The organism is Segatella copri, from assembly GCF_026015295.1.
Lineage (GTDB): Bacteria > Bacteroidota > Bacteroidia > Bacteroidales > Bacteroidaceae > Prevotella > Prevotella copri_C.
The window spans coordinates 712,300-729,330 of record NZ_JAPDUW010000001.1 but is presented as its reverse complement, the minus strand read 5'-3'; the positions used below and the strand labels follow the sequence as shown (position 1 = coordinate 729,330).

Genomic DNA, 17,031 nt, shown 5'->3' with positions numbered 1-17,031 from the left:
GATGCAATAAAGGGGTGAATACTTTTTATATAGTGTATTCACCCCTTTATTGTACCTACTTCTTTACCAAATCCTTATTTAACTGTTGGAAAGGTTCATACCAAACATCGCATTCCGCACTTCTCGGTTAGGATAGCCTAACATATAGCTGCTACCAACCACCTTCTTGATGGTAAGGTAACCGGACTGATAAAGAAAGAGCTTAGGATCATTCATATTGACATCACTCATTTCCAAATAGTCAGAATCTATCAAACAATTATCCAGTTCAGGAATCTCGTTGATGAATTTACGCAAAACCTTGAACAACATTTCGTTGGAACCTGAAGCTATCCAATAAGAATTTAGACGCAGATTGGCCAATGCGTTACATACACTAAAAGGATTGCAAACACCAATAAGACCACGTGAGAAATGATAGCCACCATAGATAGAGCTCATTGTATCCATAAGTTCATTCGGCATGACAGCAAAACAATCTGCCATTCTTAACAGCGGTTCTGAGAAATTACAAATAACTTCATCTTTGGTTAAACCGCATATCGCAGCGTACTCATTACGAAAACTGATATTGACTAACGTATTAAGCATACCAAACATACTGATTTGGGTAAACTTGGTAATGCCAGTAATAAAGACACACTTGATGCAGTAACCATAATCCTTTAAACCTGTAAAGAAGTTACGATATATCTCACGACACGCATCATGATGACCGGTCTCATAAGTATGCAGCAAAGGAGCATCATACTCATCAACTATAATGGCTATCTGTACTCCCGCCTGTTCGTATGCTCTCTGAATGATACCATTTAAACGATTACCTAAAGACTGCTCATCCGGATTCCTGCCATATATCTTCTCGTATGAAGACAATACATTGTTCAAATATTCTGTAAGCGTTTGAGCAGAAGAACCACCCAAACTCATACTGAAATAGATTACAGGACGTTTTACCCACTCCGATTCAATTTCCATCATTTTGAGACCTTCAAAGAGTTCCTTTCTACCCTCAAAATAACACTTAAGTGTAGAACACAAAAGAGACTTACCGAAACGGCGTGGACGGCTCAGGTAATTGTATTTAGTACCATTAGCCAGTTTCCAAACCATATCGGTCTTATCAGCATAGATATAATGATCTCTACGCATCTCTTCAAAATCCTGTATGCCTAAAGGCAATTTAATATTCTGTTGCGTCATCTTGTCTCTTTTTTCTGCAAATATACGCCTTTTATATGAAACAGCCAAACATTTTCAACTTTTCTTAATTACCGCAGCCATATAGTGATTAGAGCACTCAAATGATACCACCATGTTAGCGTGGTTACAGGTATCGCTGTTATTCACTTCGTAAGCCAGTGGATTACGAGGCGTAAGTCCCTGACTTTTGCATCGTAAGTAACTGACTTTTGCATCGTAAGTCTTTGATTTCCGTCTCGGAAGCAACCGACTTCTGGGTGACAGGGTGACACTGGTGACAGTGATTTCTGAAGATTTACTCTCGCGCGGGCAGGCAGGAACTTTCGGCCTGATTTTTCCTGCCTGCCCGCGTGCGAGGCGAAATGTTGAAAAACTCGTGTCACCCTGTCACCCTGTCACCGTGAACACTGAGCAGAGAATGCGCTGTATAGCTCTCTTGCTATGGGCATAAACTCTCCTGTCTCCGCCTCCGTTGGCTTTCGGAAGTAGAGATCCGTACATTACTGTTTTTGTCGCGACGCCTCTAAAGTAGGTAATAAGGTTCTAATCTGTGTCACATGGTGCAAAGATACAAAAAATAAAATAAAGGAGAGTTCCCATAGTGGGAACTCGTAAACGATAATTATTGGTTTTTAGAATCTTTTAAACGATAAAGGCTAAAAAATATATCCGATTCTCGCAAGTTGCAGAAGAATTTGGAGTTGGAAGACACCTTATCTAACTGTTGGGAAGAATCATACCCAACATAGCATATTGACTATATATTGATGGTAACCATTTTTAGAGAGCGCATATCGAATCAAAACAATGATAAACATCCTGTTTGGCAAAATATTTTAGACATCGAACGCTGTGAAAGGGAAAAAGACGGTTTCGTGACAGTTTTTCCATTTCACAGCTTTTAATTTGGCATTATTTATATAAAAATCTGGTTCCTTGTACAAATAGAAAAGACTCCGCAAAGGGTTTTTAAAACTTTTTTTTAAGTTGATGGTAAATTTGTTGCCATTTTATTTTTTTATTTCAGTTTTTTTTAGTACCTTTGCAAACGTTATCCTGAATACAATCTTTTTACCTTAAAGAAAACTAATACCTATTGAATGTAGAGCAGTTGTCTGAGAAGATAGCTGCTCTTGTCTTTTTTATAGCTCCCCATATAATAAATACCGCAAAACATCCGTTTTTATTTATAGAAACAAGTCTTATCACTTGTATAAATCATCACAGAAGAAACAATGGAAACAGAAGTTAAGAAGATTCCTTATCTCGACCTGAAGGCTATCAATGAGCCTTACGAGAAGGAGATAAAGGATGCTATCAACAAGGTGGTCAACAGCGGATGGTATCTGCAAGGCGAAGCCGTAAAGAAGTTTGAGAAATCGTATGCACAGTTTATCGGTACAGAATACTGCATCAGCTGCGCTAATGGGACGGATGCGCTCAAACTGATGCTGATGGGCGAACTGGCTATCGGAAAGTTGCAGAAAGGTGATGAGGTGATCGTGCCTGCCAACACTTATTTCGCTACCGTACTTGCCATCAGCAGCGTAGGACTGACACCTGTATTGGTGGATGCCAACATCGGTACATTACAGATAGATGACCAACTGATAGAAGCCCGAATTACACCGAAGACCAAAGCCATCATGATTGTTCATCTCTATGGCAAGCTGGCATGGACTCCGAAGATTGCTGAAATCTGCAAGAAGCATCATCTCTTGCTTTTCGAAGACAATGCGCAGGGATTCGGATGCTCCACTACTCTATCTGATTCTTCTGAAAAACCATCGAAAAGAAGATATACCGGAAATCTTTCGGATGCTGCCGCCCACAGTTTTTATCCTAGCAAGAATCTGGGAGCATTGGGAGATGCGGGAGCTGTAACTACCAATAACAGGGAATTGGCGGAAGCCATCATGTCACTACACGAATATGGAAAGATAGAAGACGGCATCTTCAGATACCAGGGCGTCAACTCGCGCATGGATGAGATTCAGGCTGCGGTACTGAATGTGAAACTGCAATATCCTGAGAACGAACAGAAAGCGAGATACAGACAGGTACAGCTATATCTGGAGCATCTGGATGACAGCATCAAGGACAGATGCATCGCTGCGAAACTCATCTCTCCTGCTCATGAAAATGTTTTCCACGTCTTCCCTTTCCTTACCCCGAAACGAGACCAACTGAAAGCATTTCTGGCTGAGAATGGGGTCGGCACAAAGATTCATTACTTCCGCCCACCCTATCTGCAGCCATGCTATCCGGAAATGAATCATCTGGAATTTCCGGTAGCCAAGAGAATAGCTGACGAAGAACTGAGTCTGCCTTGCAACTCATCGCTCAACGATGAAGATATCATCAGAGTAAGCAAACTCATCAACCAGTTCTTGGTTTAAAGGTACTGCACTTTGGCACCGATAGAGAGACCGAAGACATCCCAGAAACCGGCATTGCCGTTACGGTAGAAACGCATAAAGTAGATATCCGTTGTACCCAACTCATAGAAGAACGTAATACTCTTGATACGCTTACGTTTATTGTGCGGAATATCATACTTGAAACGTTCACCCAAGGCGATATTAGGACGGACTCTGGTAGAGAATGGATAGTAGCCGCTTTCATACTTGGTAGGCTGCTTTGTCCAAAAATCATGTCCGAACACCGTATTGAAATACAGGCTGCACTCCAGCGGTTCAAACCACCAACCCTTACCGATATTGCGACGCCAAGGAATGAAATTCTCCTTGAGCGTCATGGTTAACTTCTCATCGTCAGAACTGAACTTCGGGATGTAGCCAAACAAGAGCTGCGTTTCCCACTGGCGGCGCTTACCATATTCCCATCCGATACCCAGCGAAATGATACCCATATTACCACAGGTCTGAATGATACCACTAGTAGGTATCAGCAAATTCCAATGCTTACGGTAGCGCATGACGCGGCGGTCATATCGGGTCAGTTTGCCATCCGCCAACACCAGCGTATCATGAACGATACTATCCGTCAGTTCCAACTCCTCACTTTTCCCGGTAACCTCATCGGCAGCATGAACCTGTACTGAACCTGCAGCAAGCAAAGCTCCCAGAATGAATATATGCTTAAAACTCAATAATTTCATAACGATAATCTGTTGGAGTAATAGTGAATATATAGTATTGATGCTTAGCGGCATTAGCCACCTGATAATAGATGATGCCATCGCCATAAATGTCATTTTGCTCGGTATGATGACCATGACCGTAAAGACAGCACATCAAACCGGGAAACTGATGGGTATAAAAATTAAAGACCTTAGCCACATTATTATTAAACTGTTCTGAATAAGGTCCTGCATGCATGCAGACAATGGTACGCGAAAAGTCATCTGCATCTGCCTTAACCTGCTCTTCCATGAAATCGAAATTAGGTACAGGGCGAGAATAGTCAAACTCTATGGCATTGGTATTAAGGCAGACAAACTTTACCTTACCGGCGATGAAACTGAAATCCGGATTACCAAAGATTTTCTGATAAGACTGGTTACCTGTTCCCAAACAGTCATGATTACCCAGCAGAGCCACGAAAGGTATCTTCAACTTCTGAAGATGGTCACGGGTCCACTGAAACTCACGGGTAGCACCAAAGTCGGTAAGGTCTCCACAATGAATCACGAAATCGAGGGAATCACTGCGGCGATTGATATCATTAACCTCACTCTTCAAATCATCCAACCACTGGTGTGAATCGCTGATCATAGCAAAACGGATTGTATCTTTCGACTTTACTGCAGCCTCAATCTTCTGAATATTGGTAACATTCAGATTTCTTGCCCCATCGATTTGCACATCATACGGATGAACATCGAAGACAGTATCGCAGGATGCCACCATACAGAGACAACAGACAGCCAGGATATAGGGAATAATTTTATGCATTCTTGTCTTATTTATCTTTAAAAACTCTTTTTTTATAACTCTTAAATACTACTTTTTCTTCTTTTTCAACCTTGCATAGAAACCTTGCAATCTGCCAGGCTGGCAACCGGCATCGAGCAGTTTCTTCAAATCACGATAGGCTTCATCTTTTCTTCCAAGCAGAATCAGGATGTCTACATGATTGAAAGCAAAATCCTCATTACCGGCATCCAACTCCATCGCCTTGGCGTAATCAAACTCTGCCAGCTCAAGCATACCCCTCTCCTTCTCCATGCCACCTCTTGCAGCATAAGCCATCGCACTGTCAGGGTACTGCTCTATCAGACTGTTAATGCCATCGTAAGCCTCGGTATAATGCTTATCTTTCTCATTGAGCAAAGCCAGACCGAGTTGCGCCTGGAAGTTGCCAGGAACAAGTACCAGAAGATTCTGATAATCTAGACGCGCAAAGTTATAACGGAGCAACTTCTCATTGACAAAGGCACGATAGAATAAACCGGCGATATTGGTATTGTTCAGAAAGAGTACCTTATCAAGATCATCCTTGGCATATTGCCATTGCTCCAACTGGATATTCCAAGCAGCCTTTTTCAGTCGCAGATCGATACTGTCGGGATGATATGCAAGCATTTCTGTAGCCTTGGAGAGTGAATCGCGCAAGGCTTTATTCTGAGCAGCACGTGCCTTGTCGGCATCTACGTTCTGCGCAGATACAGACAAAGAAACCATCGATGCCAATAATAATGTATAAAAACTTTTCATGGTGCAAAGTTAAGAAGACTTTTGCAAACTGCCAAATAAAAAACTATAAAACTTATTTGAGTTTACAAAAAGAACTAAATTTCAGAAAGACAGGACAATCAACAAGAAAAGAAGGTGTGTCATAAGCCACATCCCATACGCCCTGAAAGGGCAGAAGCTCTTAGCCCAGGGCAGCGCCCTGGGTTTTAGAATAGATACAACAAAGTCGCCCTGAAAGGGCAAAAGCTTTCTATTTCAAAGCTTTTGCCCTTTCAGGGCGACCCTGTTTTGTGCAACATTACCCAGGGCGCTGCCCTGGGCTAAGAGCTTTTGGGCTTTCAGCCCGTCTTCGGCTGCCATTGTTTAAACTTATGACACACCCTCTTTTATCATCAAGCGCCGAAAAATCCATTTACAGATTAAGCATTCTTAATCCAGTTAACGATCCATGCGCCAACCTCAGTTGTGCCATACTGAGCACCACCCTCAACCTGAATTTCAGGTGTGCGGACATTGGCATCGAGAGAAGCATCTACAGCCTTGCGGATCAAGGCACCCTCCTCGTTCAAGCCGAAGTGCTCCAACAACATGGCTGCAGAAAGAATCTGAGCTACAGGGTTAGCCAGGTTCTTGCCAGCAGCCTGTGGCCATGAACCATGAACAGGCTCGAACAATGGTGTGTGCTCACCGAGAGAGCTGGATGGCTGCAAGCCCATAGAACCGGTGATGCAAGAAGTCTCATCGGTCAGGATATCACCGAAGGTATTCTCTGTAACGATAACATCGAAGAATGTAGGCTCAGTCAATACGCGCATAGAAGCGTTGTCGATGAACATATAATCGGTATTTACCTCAGGATACTGTGGCTCCATCTCCTTGGCAATCTGACGCCAGAGACGAGAAGATGCCAATACGTTTGCCTTATCTACTACTGTCAAGTGCTTGTTACGCTTCATGGCAAACTCGAAAGCTACCTTCAGGATGCGCTCAATCTCAGGACGGGTATAGATATCAGTATCGTATGCCTTATCGTTATCCTGATACTTCTCACCGAAGTACATACCGCCAGTCAACTCGCGGATAACAACGAAGTCAGCACCCTTCAGGAGTTCATCCTTCAATGGTGACTTGTGGAGCAGACAATCGAATGTGGCTACTGGGCGAACATTGGCGAAGAGGCCCAACTTCTTACGCATAGCGAGCAAGCCCTGCTCAGGACGAACCTTGGCTGTAGGGTTGTTGTCGAAACGTGGGTCGCCAACGGCTGCGAAGAGCACAGCATCAGCATCCATACAAGTTTTGAAGGTCTCCTCTGGGAATGGATCACCTACCTCGTCGATAGCGTGAGCGCCGCAGATAGCCTCGTTATAAGTAAACTCGTGGTTGAACTTCTCTGCAATGGCCTGCATAACTGCTACGCCCTGCTTCATAATCTCTGGTCCGATACCATCACCGGCGAGAACTGCAATGTTTAATTTCATCTTATTTGATTTTTTAATTATTTTATTGTTTATAACCTTCGGAGATAATTCTGTAATCTTCGGAGATATTTTCATAATCTTCGGAGATATTTTCGTAACCTTCGGAGATATTATTCCATATCCAGATTTCGAGGCGATACAGCCTGTTCGTCGCTCTTATCTGCCTCGTACATATTAATCATCTTCAGCGTTGCCTTGATAGCTGCTTCTGTCTGGTCAGCATCCAAGCCTCGGGTACGCCAGATACGATCACCTTCACGCCAGGTAATGACGGTCTGAACGAGGGCATCGGTACGGCCACCAGGTGGGATGGTTACCTGATAATTGTCGAGCTTAGGGAAGGTTTTGCCGAGCTTCACCTTGTAGATGTTGCGGAGGGCTTTCACGAAAGCATCATACTGACCATCACCGGAGCTACGGTCTTCATACTCCTTACCCTCTATTTCTACCTTTACACTGGCTATAGGCTTCAAGCCGTATGAGGTTGATACCATGTAACTTACCAGTTTCACCTTATCCTCTGGAGCTCCATGCTTCAATACATCACTCACGATGTATGGCAGGTCGTCCTGGGTTACCAGTTCCTTGCGGTCGCCGAGTTCGGTGATTCGCTTGGTCACCGCCTTGGTCTGCTCAGGCGTCAGTTCCAATCCCAGTTCATTGAGGTTCTGCACGATATTCGCCTTACCAGAGTTCTTACCCAACGCATACTCACGATGTCTGCCGAAACGCTCAGGTACCAGGTCGTTGCAATAAAGCTTGTCCTTGTTGTCACCATCGGCATGCACACCAGCTACCTGGGTAAAGACGTTATCGCCTACTACCGGAGTATTCGGAGCCACGGCAATGCCACTATATCCTTCAACCAATCGGGAAATATCGTTCAGACGGTCTTCCTTAATATTGGTCTTTGCCTCGAACATGTCTTTCAGAATCACCTGAACACTTGCCAATGGTGCATTGCCACAACGCTCACCCAGACCATTCACGGTAACGTGGAGACCCTTGGCGCCGCTCAATACGGCAGCCAGCGAGTTGCTCACAGCCAGATCGTAGTCGTTATGGGCATGGAAGTCGAAGTGAGAATTCGGATAACGGCGCACCATCTGGCGCATATACTCTACACACTGCAATGGGTTCAGAATACCCAACGTATCAGGAAGCAGGAAGCGCTTGATAGGCAGTTTTACCAACTCATCCATCATCATGAAGAGATAGTCACGACTGTCACGCATACCGCTCGACCAGTCCTCCAAGTAGAGATTCACGGTGAATCCCTTGCTCAAAGCATAGTCGATGGTCTGCTTGATATGAGCGAGATGCTCCTCAGGCGACATCTTGAGTTGCTGGGTGCAATGCTTGTAGCTACCCTTAGCCAAGAGGTTGATGACATGACCGCCGCATTCAGCAATCCAATCCACACTCTTGTTGTTATCCACGAATCCCAATACCTCAACGGAATCCAGTTTACCTATAGTCTTGGCATAACGGCAAATTCGAGCGACAGCATCCTTTTCACCTTCTGACACACGCGCTGAAGCCACCTCAATGCGATCTACATTGATATCGTGCAACAGCATTCTTGCTATCATCAACTTCTCGTGAGGAAGGAAACTGACACCATTGGTCTGCTCGCCGTCGCGCAGCGTGCAGTCCATGATCTCAATCTCCTTGATGCGGGAATTATCTCTCTTTGCGTTAACGTTCATAATTACTTGTTTTTAGCTTCCCAAGCCTCAACCTTGTCGCGGTTCTGAACGAGGAAGTCTACATCGTCCAAACCATTCTCCAAACAGTGTTTCTTGTAGCCGTTGATTTCAAAGTGCTCGCTCTTGCCAGTAGCAAGATTGGTCACGGTCTGGTTAGGAAGATCTACCTTCACCTCTGTCTTGTGATCCTTGTCGATGCTCTCGAAGAGTTCCTTCAGGAATTCCTCGCTTACTACTACTGGCAATACGAGGTTATTCAACTCGTTGTTCTTGTGGATATCAGCAAAGAAAGAGCTGATGACTACACGGAAGCCTGCACCTGCGATAGCCCAGGCAGCGTGCTCACGGGAAGAACCTGAACCGAAGTTCTTGCCAGCTACGAGGATGACACCACTGTAAGATGGGTCGTTCATCACGAAGTCTGGCTTTGGAGTTCCGTCGGCATTGTAGCGCCAATCGCGGAAGAGGTTGTCGCCCATGCCCTCTTTATCGATGGCCTTGAGGAAACGGGCTGGGATGATCTGGTCTGTATCTACATTCTCCAAAGGAAGAGGAATGCAGCTTGATGTAATTACATTGAATTTCTGTTTCATTTCAATTTTTCATTTAACATTGAACACTTAACATTACATAAACTCTCTTGGGTCGGTAATCTTACCTGTAATAGCGGCAGCAGCTGCTACGTATGGACTGGCAAGGATGGTGCGGGAACCTGGTCCCTGACGACCCTCGAAGTTACGGTTGGATGTACTTACAGAGTACTTGCCTGCAGGAATCTTATCATCGTTCATTGCCAGGCAGGCAGAGCATCCAGGCTGACGGATTTCGAAGCCGGCAGCCTCAACAATCTTATCAATTCCCTCTTCACGTATTTGTTTATCAACCAGCCATGAACCTGGTACAAGCCAAGCAGTTACGCCATCTGCCTTTTTCTTTCCTTTAACAAGAGAAGCGAAAGCACGGAAGTCTTCAATACGACCATTGGTACATGCGCCCAAGAATACATAATCGATAGGATGACCCTCGAGTTTCTCGCCTGACTGGAAGCCCATGTAGTTGAGGCTCTTCTTGAAACCAGCCTGCTCTTCCTCAGGAATCTCATCGAGAGTTGGGATATTCTCGGTAATGCCGATACCCATACCTGGGTTGGTACCATAGGTGATACGTGGTTCGATATCCTTTGCCTCGAAAGTCAACTCTTTGTCGAAGACCGCATCATCGCCACTCTTCAAGGTCTTCCAGTAAGCCACAGCCTTGTCCCACTCTTCACCCTTAGGTGCATATTCACGACCCTTGATGTACTCGAATGTTGTCTCATCAGGAGCAACGAAACCACCACGGGCACCCATCTCGATAGAGAGGTTACAGAGGGTAAGACGACCTTCCATAGACATATCCTTCACTACATCGCCACTGTACTCAACGAAGTAACCGGTAGCACCTGAAGTAGTGAGCTGGCTCATCAGATAGAGAGCAACGTCCTTGGCAGTAACGCCCTTGCTGAGCTTACCGTTGATGCTGATACGCATAGACTTTGGCTTGCTCTGGAGAATACATTGTGAAGCCATCACCATCTCGACCTCAGAAGTACCGATACCGAAAGCTACAGCACCCATTGCACCATGAGTAGAAGTATGAGAGTCGCCGCAGACGATGGTCATACCAGGAAGAGAAAGACCCTTCTCAGGACCTACTACGTGGATGATACCATTATCCTTTGTGTTCATGGCAAAGTGAGTAACACCGAAATCAGCGGTATTCTTTGCCAAGGTATCTACCTGCTTCTTTGAGATAGGATCCTCAATTGGTTTATCCTGATCGTGGGTTGGAGTATTGTGGTCAGGCATACAGAAAATCTGGTCTGGACGGAACATCTTGAGTCCGCGTGCTCGCATACCAGCGAATGCCTGAGGTGATGTTACTTCGTGACAGTAGAGACGGTCGATGTAAAGCTGTGTAGGACCGTCCGGAACAATCTGGACAACGTGCTTGTCCCAAATCTTGTCGAATAATGTATTCATAATATCTCTTGTTATATATATGTTTATCTAATCTTAAACTTGTTAATACAATCAATGTAAGCCTCAACAGAAGCCGTAACGATGTCGGTATCTGCACCGAAACCATAATATACATGACCATCGTATTCTACCTGCATGTGAACCTTGCCCACATCATCAGAGCCCTTGTCGATAGCCTGGATAGTGAACTCCTTGAGGTTCATCTCCTTGGTGATGACCTTCTTGAGAGCATTGATAGCAGCATCTACCGGACCGTTACCAGATGATGCAGCCTCAAACTTCTGACCTGCAATATCAAGACCGATACTTGCCACGCTCTTCACGCCCTTACCTGTAGTAACCTGCAACCAGTCGAGCTGAACACCATGCTTATCAGCAGAATCAGCACCGGCAAGCATCAAAACATCCTCATCGGTAACTTCCTTCTTCTTATCAGCCAGCTGGAGGAACTTCTTGTAAATCTTGTCGAGCTTCTCCTCATCATTAATCTCTACACCATTGACATGGAGACGGTACTTCAATGCAGCACGACCAGAACGGGCTGTCAATACGATAGCATTGTCATCCAATCCCACATCCTTAGGATCAATGATTTCGTAAGTCTGAACATTCTTCAAGACACCATCCTGATGGATACCGGAAGAATGAGCAAATGCATTGCGACCCACGATAGCCTTGTTTGGCTGGACAGGCATATTCATCAGGCTGCTCACCATGCGTGAGGTAGGAATAATCTTGGTGGTATTGATGTTGGTATCAATATCGATATGCTTGTGACACTTAAGAATCATGGCAATCTCTTCGAGCGAAGTATTACCTGCACGCTCACCGATACCATTGATGGTAACCTCAACCTGGCGTGCACCATTTAAAACACCCTGCAGGGTATTGGCAGTAGCCATACCGAGGTCGTTATGACAGTGGGTAGAAAGGCGTGCCTTGTCAATGCCATCAACATGCTCCATGAGATACTTGATTTTGTCACCATATTCATCAGGCAGACAATAACCTGTAGTATCAGGAATGTTCACTACAGTAGCACCCGCCTTGACAACAGCCTCTACGACACGAGCCAGATACTCATTATCGGTACGGCCTGCATCCTCAGCATAGAACTCAACGTCCTCAACATACTTTTTAGCATACTTGACAGCAGCTACAGCACGTTCGATGATTTCCTCGCGGGTAGAATTGAACTTATACTTGATATGACTGTCGCTGGTACCGATACCGGTATGGATTCTCTTATGCTTGGCATACTGCAAAGCCTCAGCAGCACAATCAATATCTTTTTCTACGGCACGGGTAAGTGCACAAATAGTAGGCCAGGTTACAGCCTTAGAGATTTCTACCACTGAATTGAAGTCGCCCGGACTTGATATAGGAAATCCAGCCTCAATTACATCCACGCCCAACTGCTCCAGTTGCTTTGCCACCTGAATCTTCTCAACTGTGTTCAACTGACATCCCGGAACCTGTTCGCCATCGCGGAGGGTCGTGTCGAAAATGTATAATCTGTCACTCATATCTTTAAAATTTTAAATTTACACCTTATTATATATAAGAGCTACACATTCAGAACGCACTACGTTTATATAGCAATCCGTGCAGAAGCATCAGATAAAGTAAAAAGCCTTCCCCCACTCCATAGACGGAAGTGTAGAAAGGCTTTTAATATCTTAAGCGATGAACTATACGCACACCTTATCACTTCCGCCCACAAACTGCAGTCGAAGTCGAATAATAATGCTTGTAATGTTCAACAATGTTGTTCTCATATCTATCTTATTATGTTATATTCTTAAATTCGCATGCAAAGGTAACACTTTTATTTGATACTAGCAAACAATTTATAACTTTTTTAATAGAAATGATAACAAATTCCTATAATCTTATGGATTTTTTACCCAAAAACGTTAATCCTGTGCAAGAATTTGGCGAAAAAGCCAGTTTTTGAGTGAAAAAATTGACAAACTCTAACCTTAGAAAGGCAGATTCTCTGCAGGCGGCGGTGGTAGCGGACTACCATCCTGCCCTCCGCCATTCATCCTAGAGCCTACAATCTCACCACCTTCCTCGACAGGTGCTGCTGCAGCATCCTGCGGATCCTGGAATCGGGTAAATTCTCCACGGAAGTTCAGGAGAACATCTCCAACAGAGCCCTTACGGTGCTTGGCAATGATAATCTGTGCCATACCATGAAGGTCATTACCCTTTTCATCCTGATAGATGTGATAATATTCCGGGCGGTGAACGAAAAGCACCATATCGGCATCCTGCTCGATGGCACCGGATTCACGGAGGTCACTCAACTGAGGTCGCTTTCCTTCCAACCCCTCACGATTCTCTACATTACGGGAGAGCTGCGAAAGAGCAAGCACAGGAATGTTCAGCTCTTTGGCAATACCTTTGAGCGAACGGGAGATGGTAGATACCTCCTCCTGACGGCTACCAAACTTCATACCATTGGCATTCATCAGCTGGAGATAGTCGATCATCAACAGTTTAACACCCTTTTCCCTTACCAGTCGGCGCGCCTTGGTACGGAGTTCGAAAACAGAAAGACCAGGCGTATCATCAATATAAATAGGTGCACCTGTCAGTTTTCTCAGTTTTTTATCCAACCGTTCCCATTCTGGCTGTTCCAATTGTCCATTCAGTATTTTTTTACCCGAAATCTCGCAAACATTCGAGATGAGTCGGTTCACCAACTGAACGTTATTCATTTCCAGAGAGAAGAATCCGATAGGCACATCATAATCTACCGCCACATTCTTGGCAATACTCAATGCAAAGGAAGTCTTACCCATGGCAGGACGACCGGCGATAATCACAAGGTCGGATGGTTGCCAACCTGATGTTATATCATCCAACCCACGATAACCCGTAGGAATACCGGTAAGACCACCCGAGTTCTGAGCAGCGCGCTGCAAGATGGCAACAGCCTCCTTTACAACCGGATCAATCTGTGTATAATCCTGCTTCATATTGTTCTGCGAAAGCTGGAAGAGTTCACCTTCAGCTTTCTGCATCAGTTCATCCACATCCACACCTTCTTCATACGCCATCGTCTCGATGTCGCCGGCATAATGAATCAGCTGGCGCTGCATATATTTCTGCGCCAGGATACGGGCATGCGACTCTACATGGGCAGCCGAAGCCATGCCTGCAGAAATATCCATGAGATATTGTGCTCCTCCCACCTTATCCAGTTCGCCAGTCTTGGCTAACTGATCGGCAAGAGTCATGATATCCACAGGCCGTTCCTCCATGTTCATCACCTGGATAGCCTGATATATTCTCTTATGACGCGGGTCATAAAAAGTATCCGGCTTGAGCAACTCCGACACCACCGAAAAGGCATCAGAATCTATCATCAAGGCACCCAATACCGCCTGCTCCACATTCACAGCCTGCGGCTGCAAATGGGCGTAGGTTGGATCTATCTGTACCTTATTCTTATTTTTATTATTCTCCGCCATCTTTATTGTTTTTCCTTTCCTCGAAAACTTTTTTTGTTATAAATTCCAATTCTATAGGCGCAATACCACGATCATCAAGCCAATTTCCCATATCGAGCAGGCCGAATGCATCTATATCTGCCTTAGGGGAAAAAGCTGCATGACCAGATGCTTCATTCAAAAATCTGATAGCTGCAGTTCCTCCCTTTTTCACGAGAACGCAGAGTCCATAATAGAAAAATTTCATAGACTCCCATCTGTGGTCTTGTGGCTTGGAAACTTTGCTCACCATCGCAGATAACATTTTCATGAACATGCGTTCCTTATCATCCTTATCCATATCTGTCATGTCAGAATTCAATATTTCCCTGATCTCATTATCATCACTATTTTGCAGATAAGGTTCTATTAAAGCCATTGCATGGTCAATGTTTTTATCGCCTTCCGATTCTGAAAAGAGCAAAGAGAAAGCCAGTCTGCATTCAACCTGTTCTTCCTTAGGATACTGTTCATCCATCTGGAAAGCCCATTCCAAAGCCTCTTTATAATGATGGAGTTTCAATAAGAGATCGGTCTTTTTCAGCTTGAGCTTAAATTGCTTACTCTCATCTGATTCTTCTTTTATCAAGCAATTCAATGTTATTAAAGCCGCCGGGTCTTTTATCTCTTCTTCTATTTCTAATTTCAACTCCGTGGCAGCCTTATAAGTTGGGCTTGTATTCTTAATCACATAGAGATGTTCAAGCGCTTCATCATATTTTTCCTCCGATTTGTATGCCAATGCAAGCATCATATGCTCTTCGTCGGTATATTTTTCCAGATTACGCAAAATCTTGCTAACAAAGGCATAGTCACCTCTTTTAGCAGAGAAACGGGCCAGCGACAGGCGATACTTGTCATATTCCGGTTTAGCAAACAGTCCCGTAGTAAAGAAAGGAATTTCCTTCTGCACTTCGAAAGGATTATCAAATGCCTTCCTCATTGGAGAGAGAGTATAAAATCGGTAGAGGTCCTGCACATAGCGATGACGAACCCTGATTGCACGTTTCTTCTTTTCCTCTTCAGAGAGATTCTCTTCATGTTCCATTACCGAATCAAGCAGTGTGACATTTTCAGAATCCTTTGCTTCTGTAGAATCAGTCTCATCCTCTACTGGCTCTTCGGTATTCTGCTCTTTTTCCACCTCATCTTCTTCGTCATAAAAAACAGGACCAGACACCATATTTTCCGGGGTAACATCCAATGATTCAATAAATTCCTTAGATGTATTATTCAATGAAAGAATGATGCTATACAGATCGGTATCACACATAGAGGCGCCTCTCAAGAGATTGTTGATGAAATTGCGATGCTGTTTCATCGTAGCCCGAACATTCTTGAGCGTAGAATTACGGACATAGAAAGGAACAAACCAATTATAGAGTGAATGGAAATGACCGAAGCTCTTCTGGTTGGCAAACTGATGATAATAGACATCAACTCCTATATCTTCTGAATTCAACATATAGTCGAAGGCTCCCTTAAGGGCATCATCAGGATTCTCCCCATCTGCTGAGAAGCAATTAAGTCCCAATTCACCCGTTTGGTCTATCTTTTCGGCCAAATCCTGAGTAAAAGAAGTGAACATGGTCTTCACCACGGAATGCATCATCTCCTTGCTATCCTTTTTACTTGTAAGACATAGACGCATCTGGCGTTGGAGATCAACACAGGCTGCCAAAAATTCATCATCCATGATCAAGCCAGCAGCAGAATCCCAATATTTCTGTTTTTCACCCGAATTGGTTATTGCAGAGAAAACGAAACCCACCAAAGCTCGCTGGCGAACACTGCAAGTACTGTCGTCAGACTTGATTAAGCGCATCAAGACTGCAAGTCTAGGGGCATCAAAGAATACAGAGCATGACAATGAAACAGCCGAAACTATCATATTGATGGTGTATGGATCTACCAAATCGGAAGCGATGATATCAAGTATATTCTTGACAAAATCATCATTCCATTCATCAGTTGTCAAAATATAAGAAAACACCATATTGCGATAGGCATTAAGCTGCTCTTGTATCTTTTGTCTCTCCTCGTCTATCTGTTCTTCAGACAAGTCTACCCTCAAATTTAGCATAGCTTCATCTGTAGCAAATTTCTCAAAGGTTTCCTGTACCTCATCAAAACTTGTCAGATTCTGAGCTCTTTTGCGAAGTGCAACAAATGTAGACTCATTAGCCAAAATCCATTCGTGACGCACTTTACCAAAGAACATATCAGTATCAAGATCTAAAGTTTGAGCAAGATTATAAAGTTCTCGGTGTTTAAGTTTGCCGTCTATATAATCATGATACAAATCATCATATCTTTTTTCAATTTCAGCAATTCCAGGCTGACACGATTCGAGCCCCACTTCCTGGTCAATTATCTTGCGAATAGCCTCAATTCTGGATATAGTAGTGACATTTTCATGCGAAAACTTTGTCCAGCTAAAATCTTCTCTTTTCATAAGC

Annotated in this window: 12 protein-coding genes; 1 reads left to right on the top strand and 11 read right to left on the bottom strand. The window is 44.2% G+C overall.

Annotated elements, in window-relative coordinates; translation table 11 throughout:
* Positions 1-78: 78 nt before the first annotated feature.
* Positions 79-1,203, bottom strand: a complete 1,125-nt coding sequence (locus ONT18_RS02945; RefSeq protein WP_264903932.1) for an AAA family ATPase — start codon at positions 1,201-1,203, stop codon at positions 79-81.
* 1,235 nt (positions 1,204-2,438) lie between these two features.
* On the opposite strand from ONT18_RS02945, the gene ONT18_RS02940 reads away from it, so the two are divergent.
* The gene (locus ONT18_RS02940) at positions 2,439-3,602 is read left to right on the top strand and encodes a DegT/DnrJ/EryC1/StrS family aminotransferase (protein ID WP_264903930.1); all 1,164 of its coding nucleotides are present in this window, start codon (positions 2,439-2,441) and stop codon (positions 3,600-3,602) included.
* On the opposite strand, the gene ONT18_RS02935 is transcribed toward ONT18_RS02940, so the two are convergent.
* The 10 genes from ONT18_RS02935 to ONT18_RS02890 all read right to left on the bottom strand — a co-directional run bounded on the left by ONT18_RS02935 (position 3,599) and on the right by ONT18_RS02890 (position 17,027).
* The gene (locus ONT18_RS02935) at positions 3,599-4,324 is read right to left on the bottom strand and encodes a hypothetical protein (protein WP_153081508.1); all 726 of its coding nucleotides are present in this window, start codon (positions 4,322-4,324) and stop codon (positions 3,599-3,601) included. The two genes, ONT18_RS02940 and ONT18_RS02935, sit on opposite strands and share 4 nt — an antisense overlap.
* Positions 4,305-5,120 carry a metallophosphoesterase family protein gene (locus ONT18_RS02930; RefSeq protein WP_264903928.1) on the bottom strand — a complete coding sequence of 272 codons (816 nt, stop codon included), beginning with the start codon at positions 5,118-5,120 and terminating at the stop codon, positions 4,305-4,307. The genes ONT18_RS02935 and ONT18_RS02930 overlap by 20 nt, the downstream gene beginning before the upstream one ends.
* A gap of 48 nt (positions 5,121-5,168) precedes the next feature.
* Entirely contained in the window at positions 5,169-5,882 is a 714-nt protein-coding gene (locus ONT18_RS02925; protein WP_264903927.1) for a tetratricopeptide repeat protein, read from the bottom strand.
* A 398-nt stretch (positions 5,883-6,280) separates the two neighbouring features.
* Positions 6,281-7,342, bottom strand: a complete 1,062-nt coding sequence (gene leuB, locus ONT18_RS02920) for a 3-isopropylmalate dehydrogenase (RefSeq protein WP_006846817.1) — start codon at positions 7,340-7,342, stop codon at positions 6,281-6,283.
* 110 nt (positions 7,343-7,452) lie between these two features.
* A complete protein-coding gene (locus ONT18_RS02915) occupies positions 7,453-9,051 on the bottom strand; it encodes an alpha-isopropylmalate synthase regulatory domain-containing protein (protein ID WP_118080508.1) in 1,599 nt (532 codons plus the stop codon).
* Positions 9,052-9,053: 2 nt separating this feature from the next.
* Positions 9,054-9,644 carry a 3-isopropylmalate dehydratase small subunit gene (leuD, locus tag ONT18_RS02910; protein ID WP_006846819.1) on the bottom strand — a complete coding sequence of 197 codons (591 nt, stop codon included), beginning with the start codon at positions 9,642-9,644 and terminating at the stop codon, positions 9,054-9,056.
* 33 nt (positions 9,645-9,677) lie between these two features.
* Positions 9,678-11,072, bottom strand: a complete 1,395-nt coding sequence (gene leuC / locus ONT18_RS02905) for a 3-isopropylmalate dehydratase large subunit (RefSeq protein WP_264903924.1) — start codon at positions 11,070-11,072, stop codon at positions 9,678-9,680.
* Between the two features lie 23 nt (positions 11,073-11,095).
* Positions 11,096-12,598, bottom strand: coding sequence for a 2-isopropylmalate synthase (locus ONT18_RS02900; RefSeq protein ID WP_022120958.1), 1,503 nt, complete (start codon positions 12,596-12,598; stop codon positions 11,096-11,098).
* A 456-nt stretch (positions 12,599-13,054) separates the two neighbouring features.
* Entirely contained in the window at positions 13,055-14,554 is a 1,500-nt protein-coding gene (dnaB, locus tag ONT18_RS02895) for a replicative DNA helicase (RefSeq protein ID WP_117693067.1), read from the bottom strand.
* Positions 14,541-17,027 (bottom strand): hypothetical protein, encoded by a 2,487-nt coding sequence (locus tag ONT18_RS02890; RefSeq protein ID WP_264903921.1) that lies wholly within the window; start codon positions 17,025-17,027, stop codon positions 14,541-14,543. The genes dnaB and ONT18_RS02890 overlap by 14 nt, the downstream gene beginning before the upstream one ends.
* Positions 17,028-17,031 lie beyond the last annotated feature (4 nt).

Coding starts and splice junctions, on each gene's coding strand:
- ONT18_RS02940 (WP_264903930.1), top strand. CDS start 2,439: ATGGAAACAGAAGTTAAGAAGATTCCTTATCTCGACCTGAAGGCTATC.
- ONT18_RS02925 (WP_264903927.1), bottom strand. CDS start 5,882: ATGAAAAGTTTTTATACATTATTATTGGCATCGATGGTTTCTTTGTCT.
- ONT18_RS02915 (WP_118080508.1), bottom strand. CDS start 9,051: ATGAACGTTAACGCAAAGAGAGATAATTCCCGCATCAAGGAGATTGAG.
- ONT18_RS02890 (WP_264903921.1), bottom strand. CDS start 17,027: ATGAAAAGAGAAGATTTTAGCTGGACAAAGTTTTCGCATGAAAATGTC.
- leuB (WP_006846817.1), bottom strand. CDS start 7,342: ATGAAATTAAACATTGCAGTTCTCGCCGGTGATGGTATCGGACCAGAG.
- dnaB (WP_117693067.1), bottom strand. CDS start 14,554: ATGGCGGAGAATAATAAAAATAAGAATAAGGTACAGATAGATCCAACC.
- ONT18_RS02945 (WP_264903932.1), bottom strand. CDS start 1,203: ATGACGCAACAGAATATTAAATTGCCTTTAGGCATACAGGATTTTGAA.
- leuC (WP_264903924.1), bottom strand. CDS start 11,072: ATGAATACATTATTCGACAAGATTTGGGACAAGCACGTTGTCCAGATT.
- ONT18_RS02900 (WP_022120958.1), bottom strand. CDS start 12,598: ATGAGTGACAGATTATACATTTTCGACACGACCCTCCGCGATGGCGAA.
- ONT18_RS02930 (WP_264903928.1), bottom strand. CDS start 5,120: ATGCATAAAATTATTCCCTATATCCTGGCTGTCTGTTGTCTCTGTATG.
- leuD (WP_006846819.1), bottom strand. CDS start 9,644: ATGAAACAGAAATTCAATGTAATTACATCAAGCTGCATTCCTCTTCCT.
- ONT18_RS02935 (WP_153081508.1), bottom strand. CDS start 4,324: ATGAAATTATTGAGTTTTAAGCATATATTCATTCTGGGAGCTTTGCTT.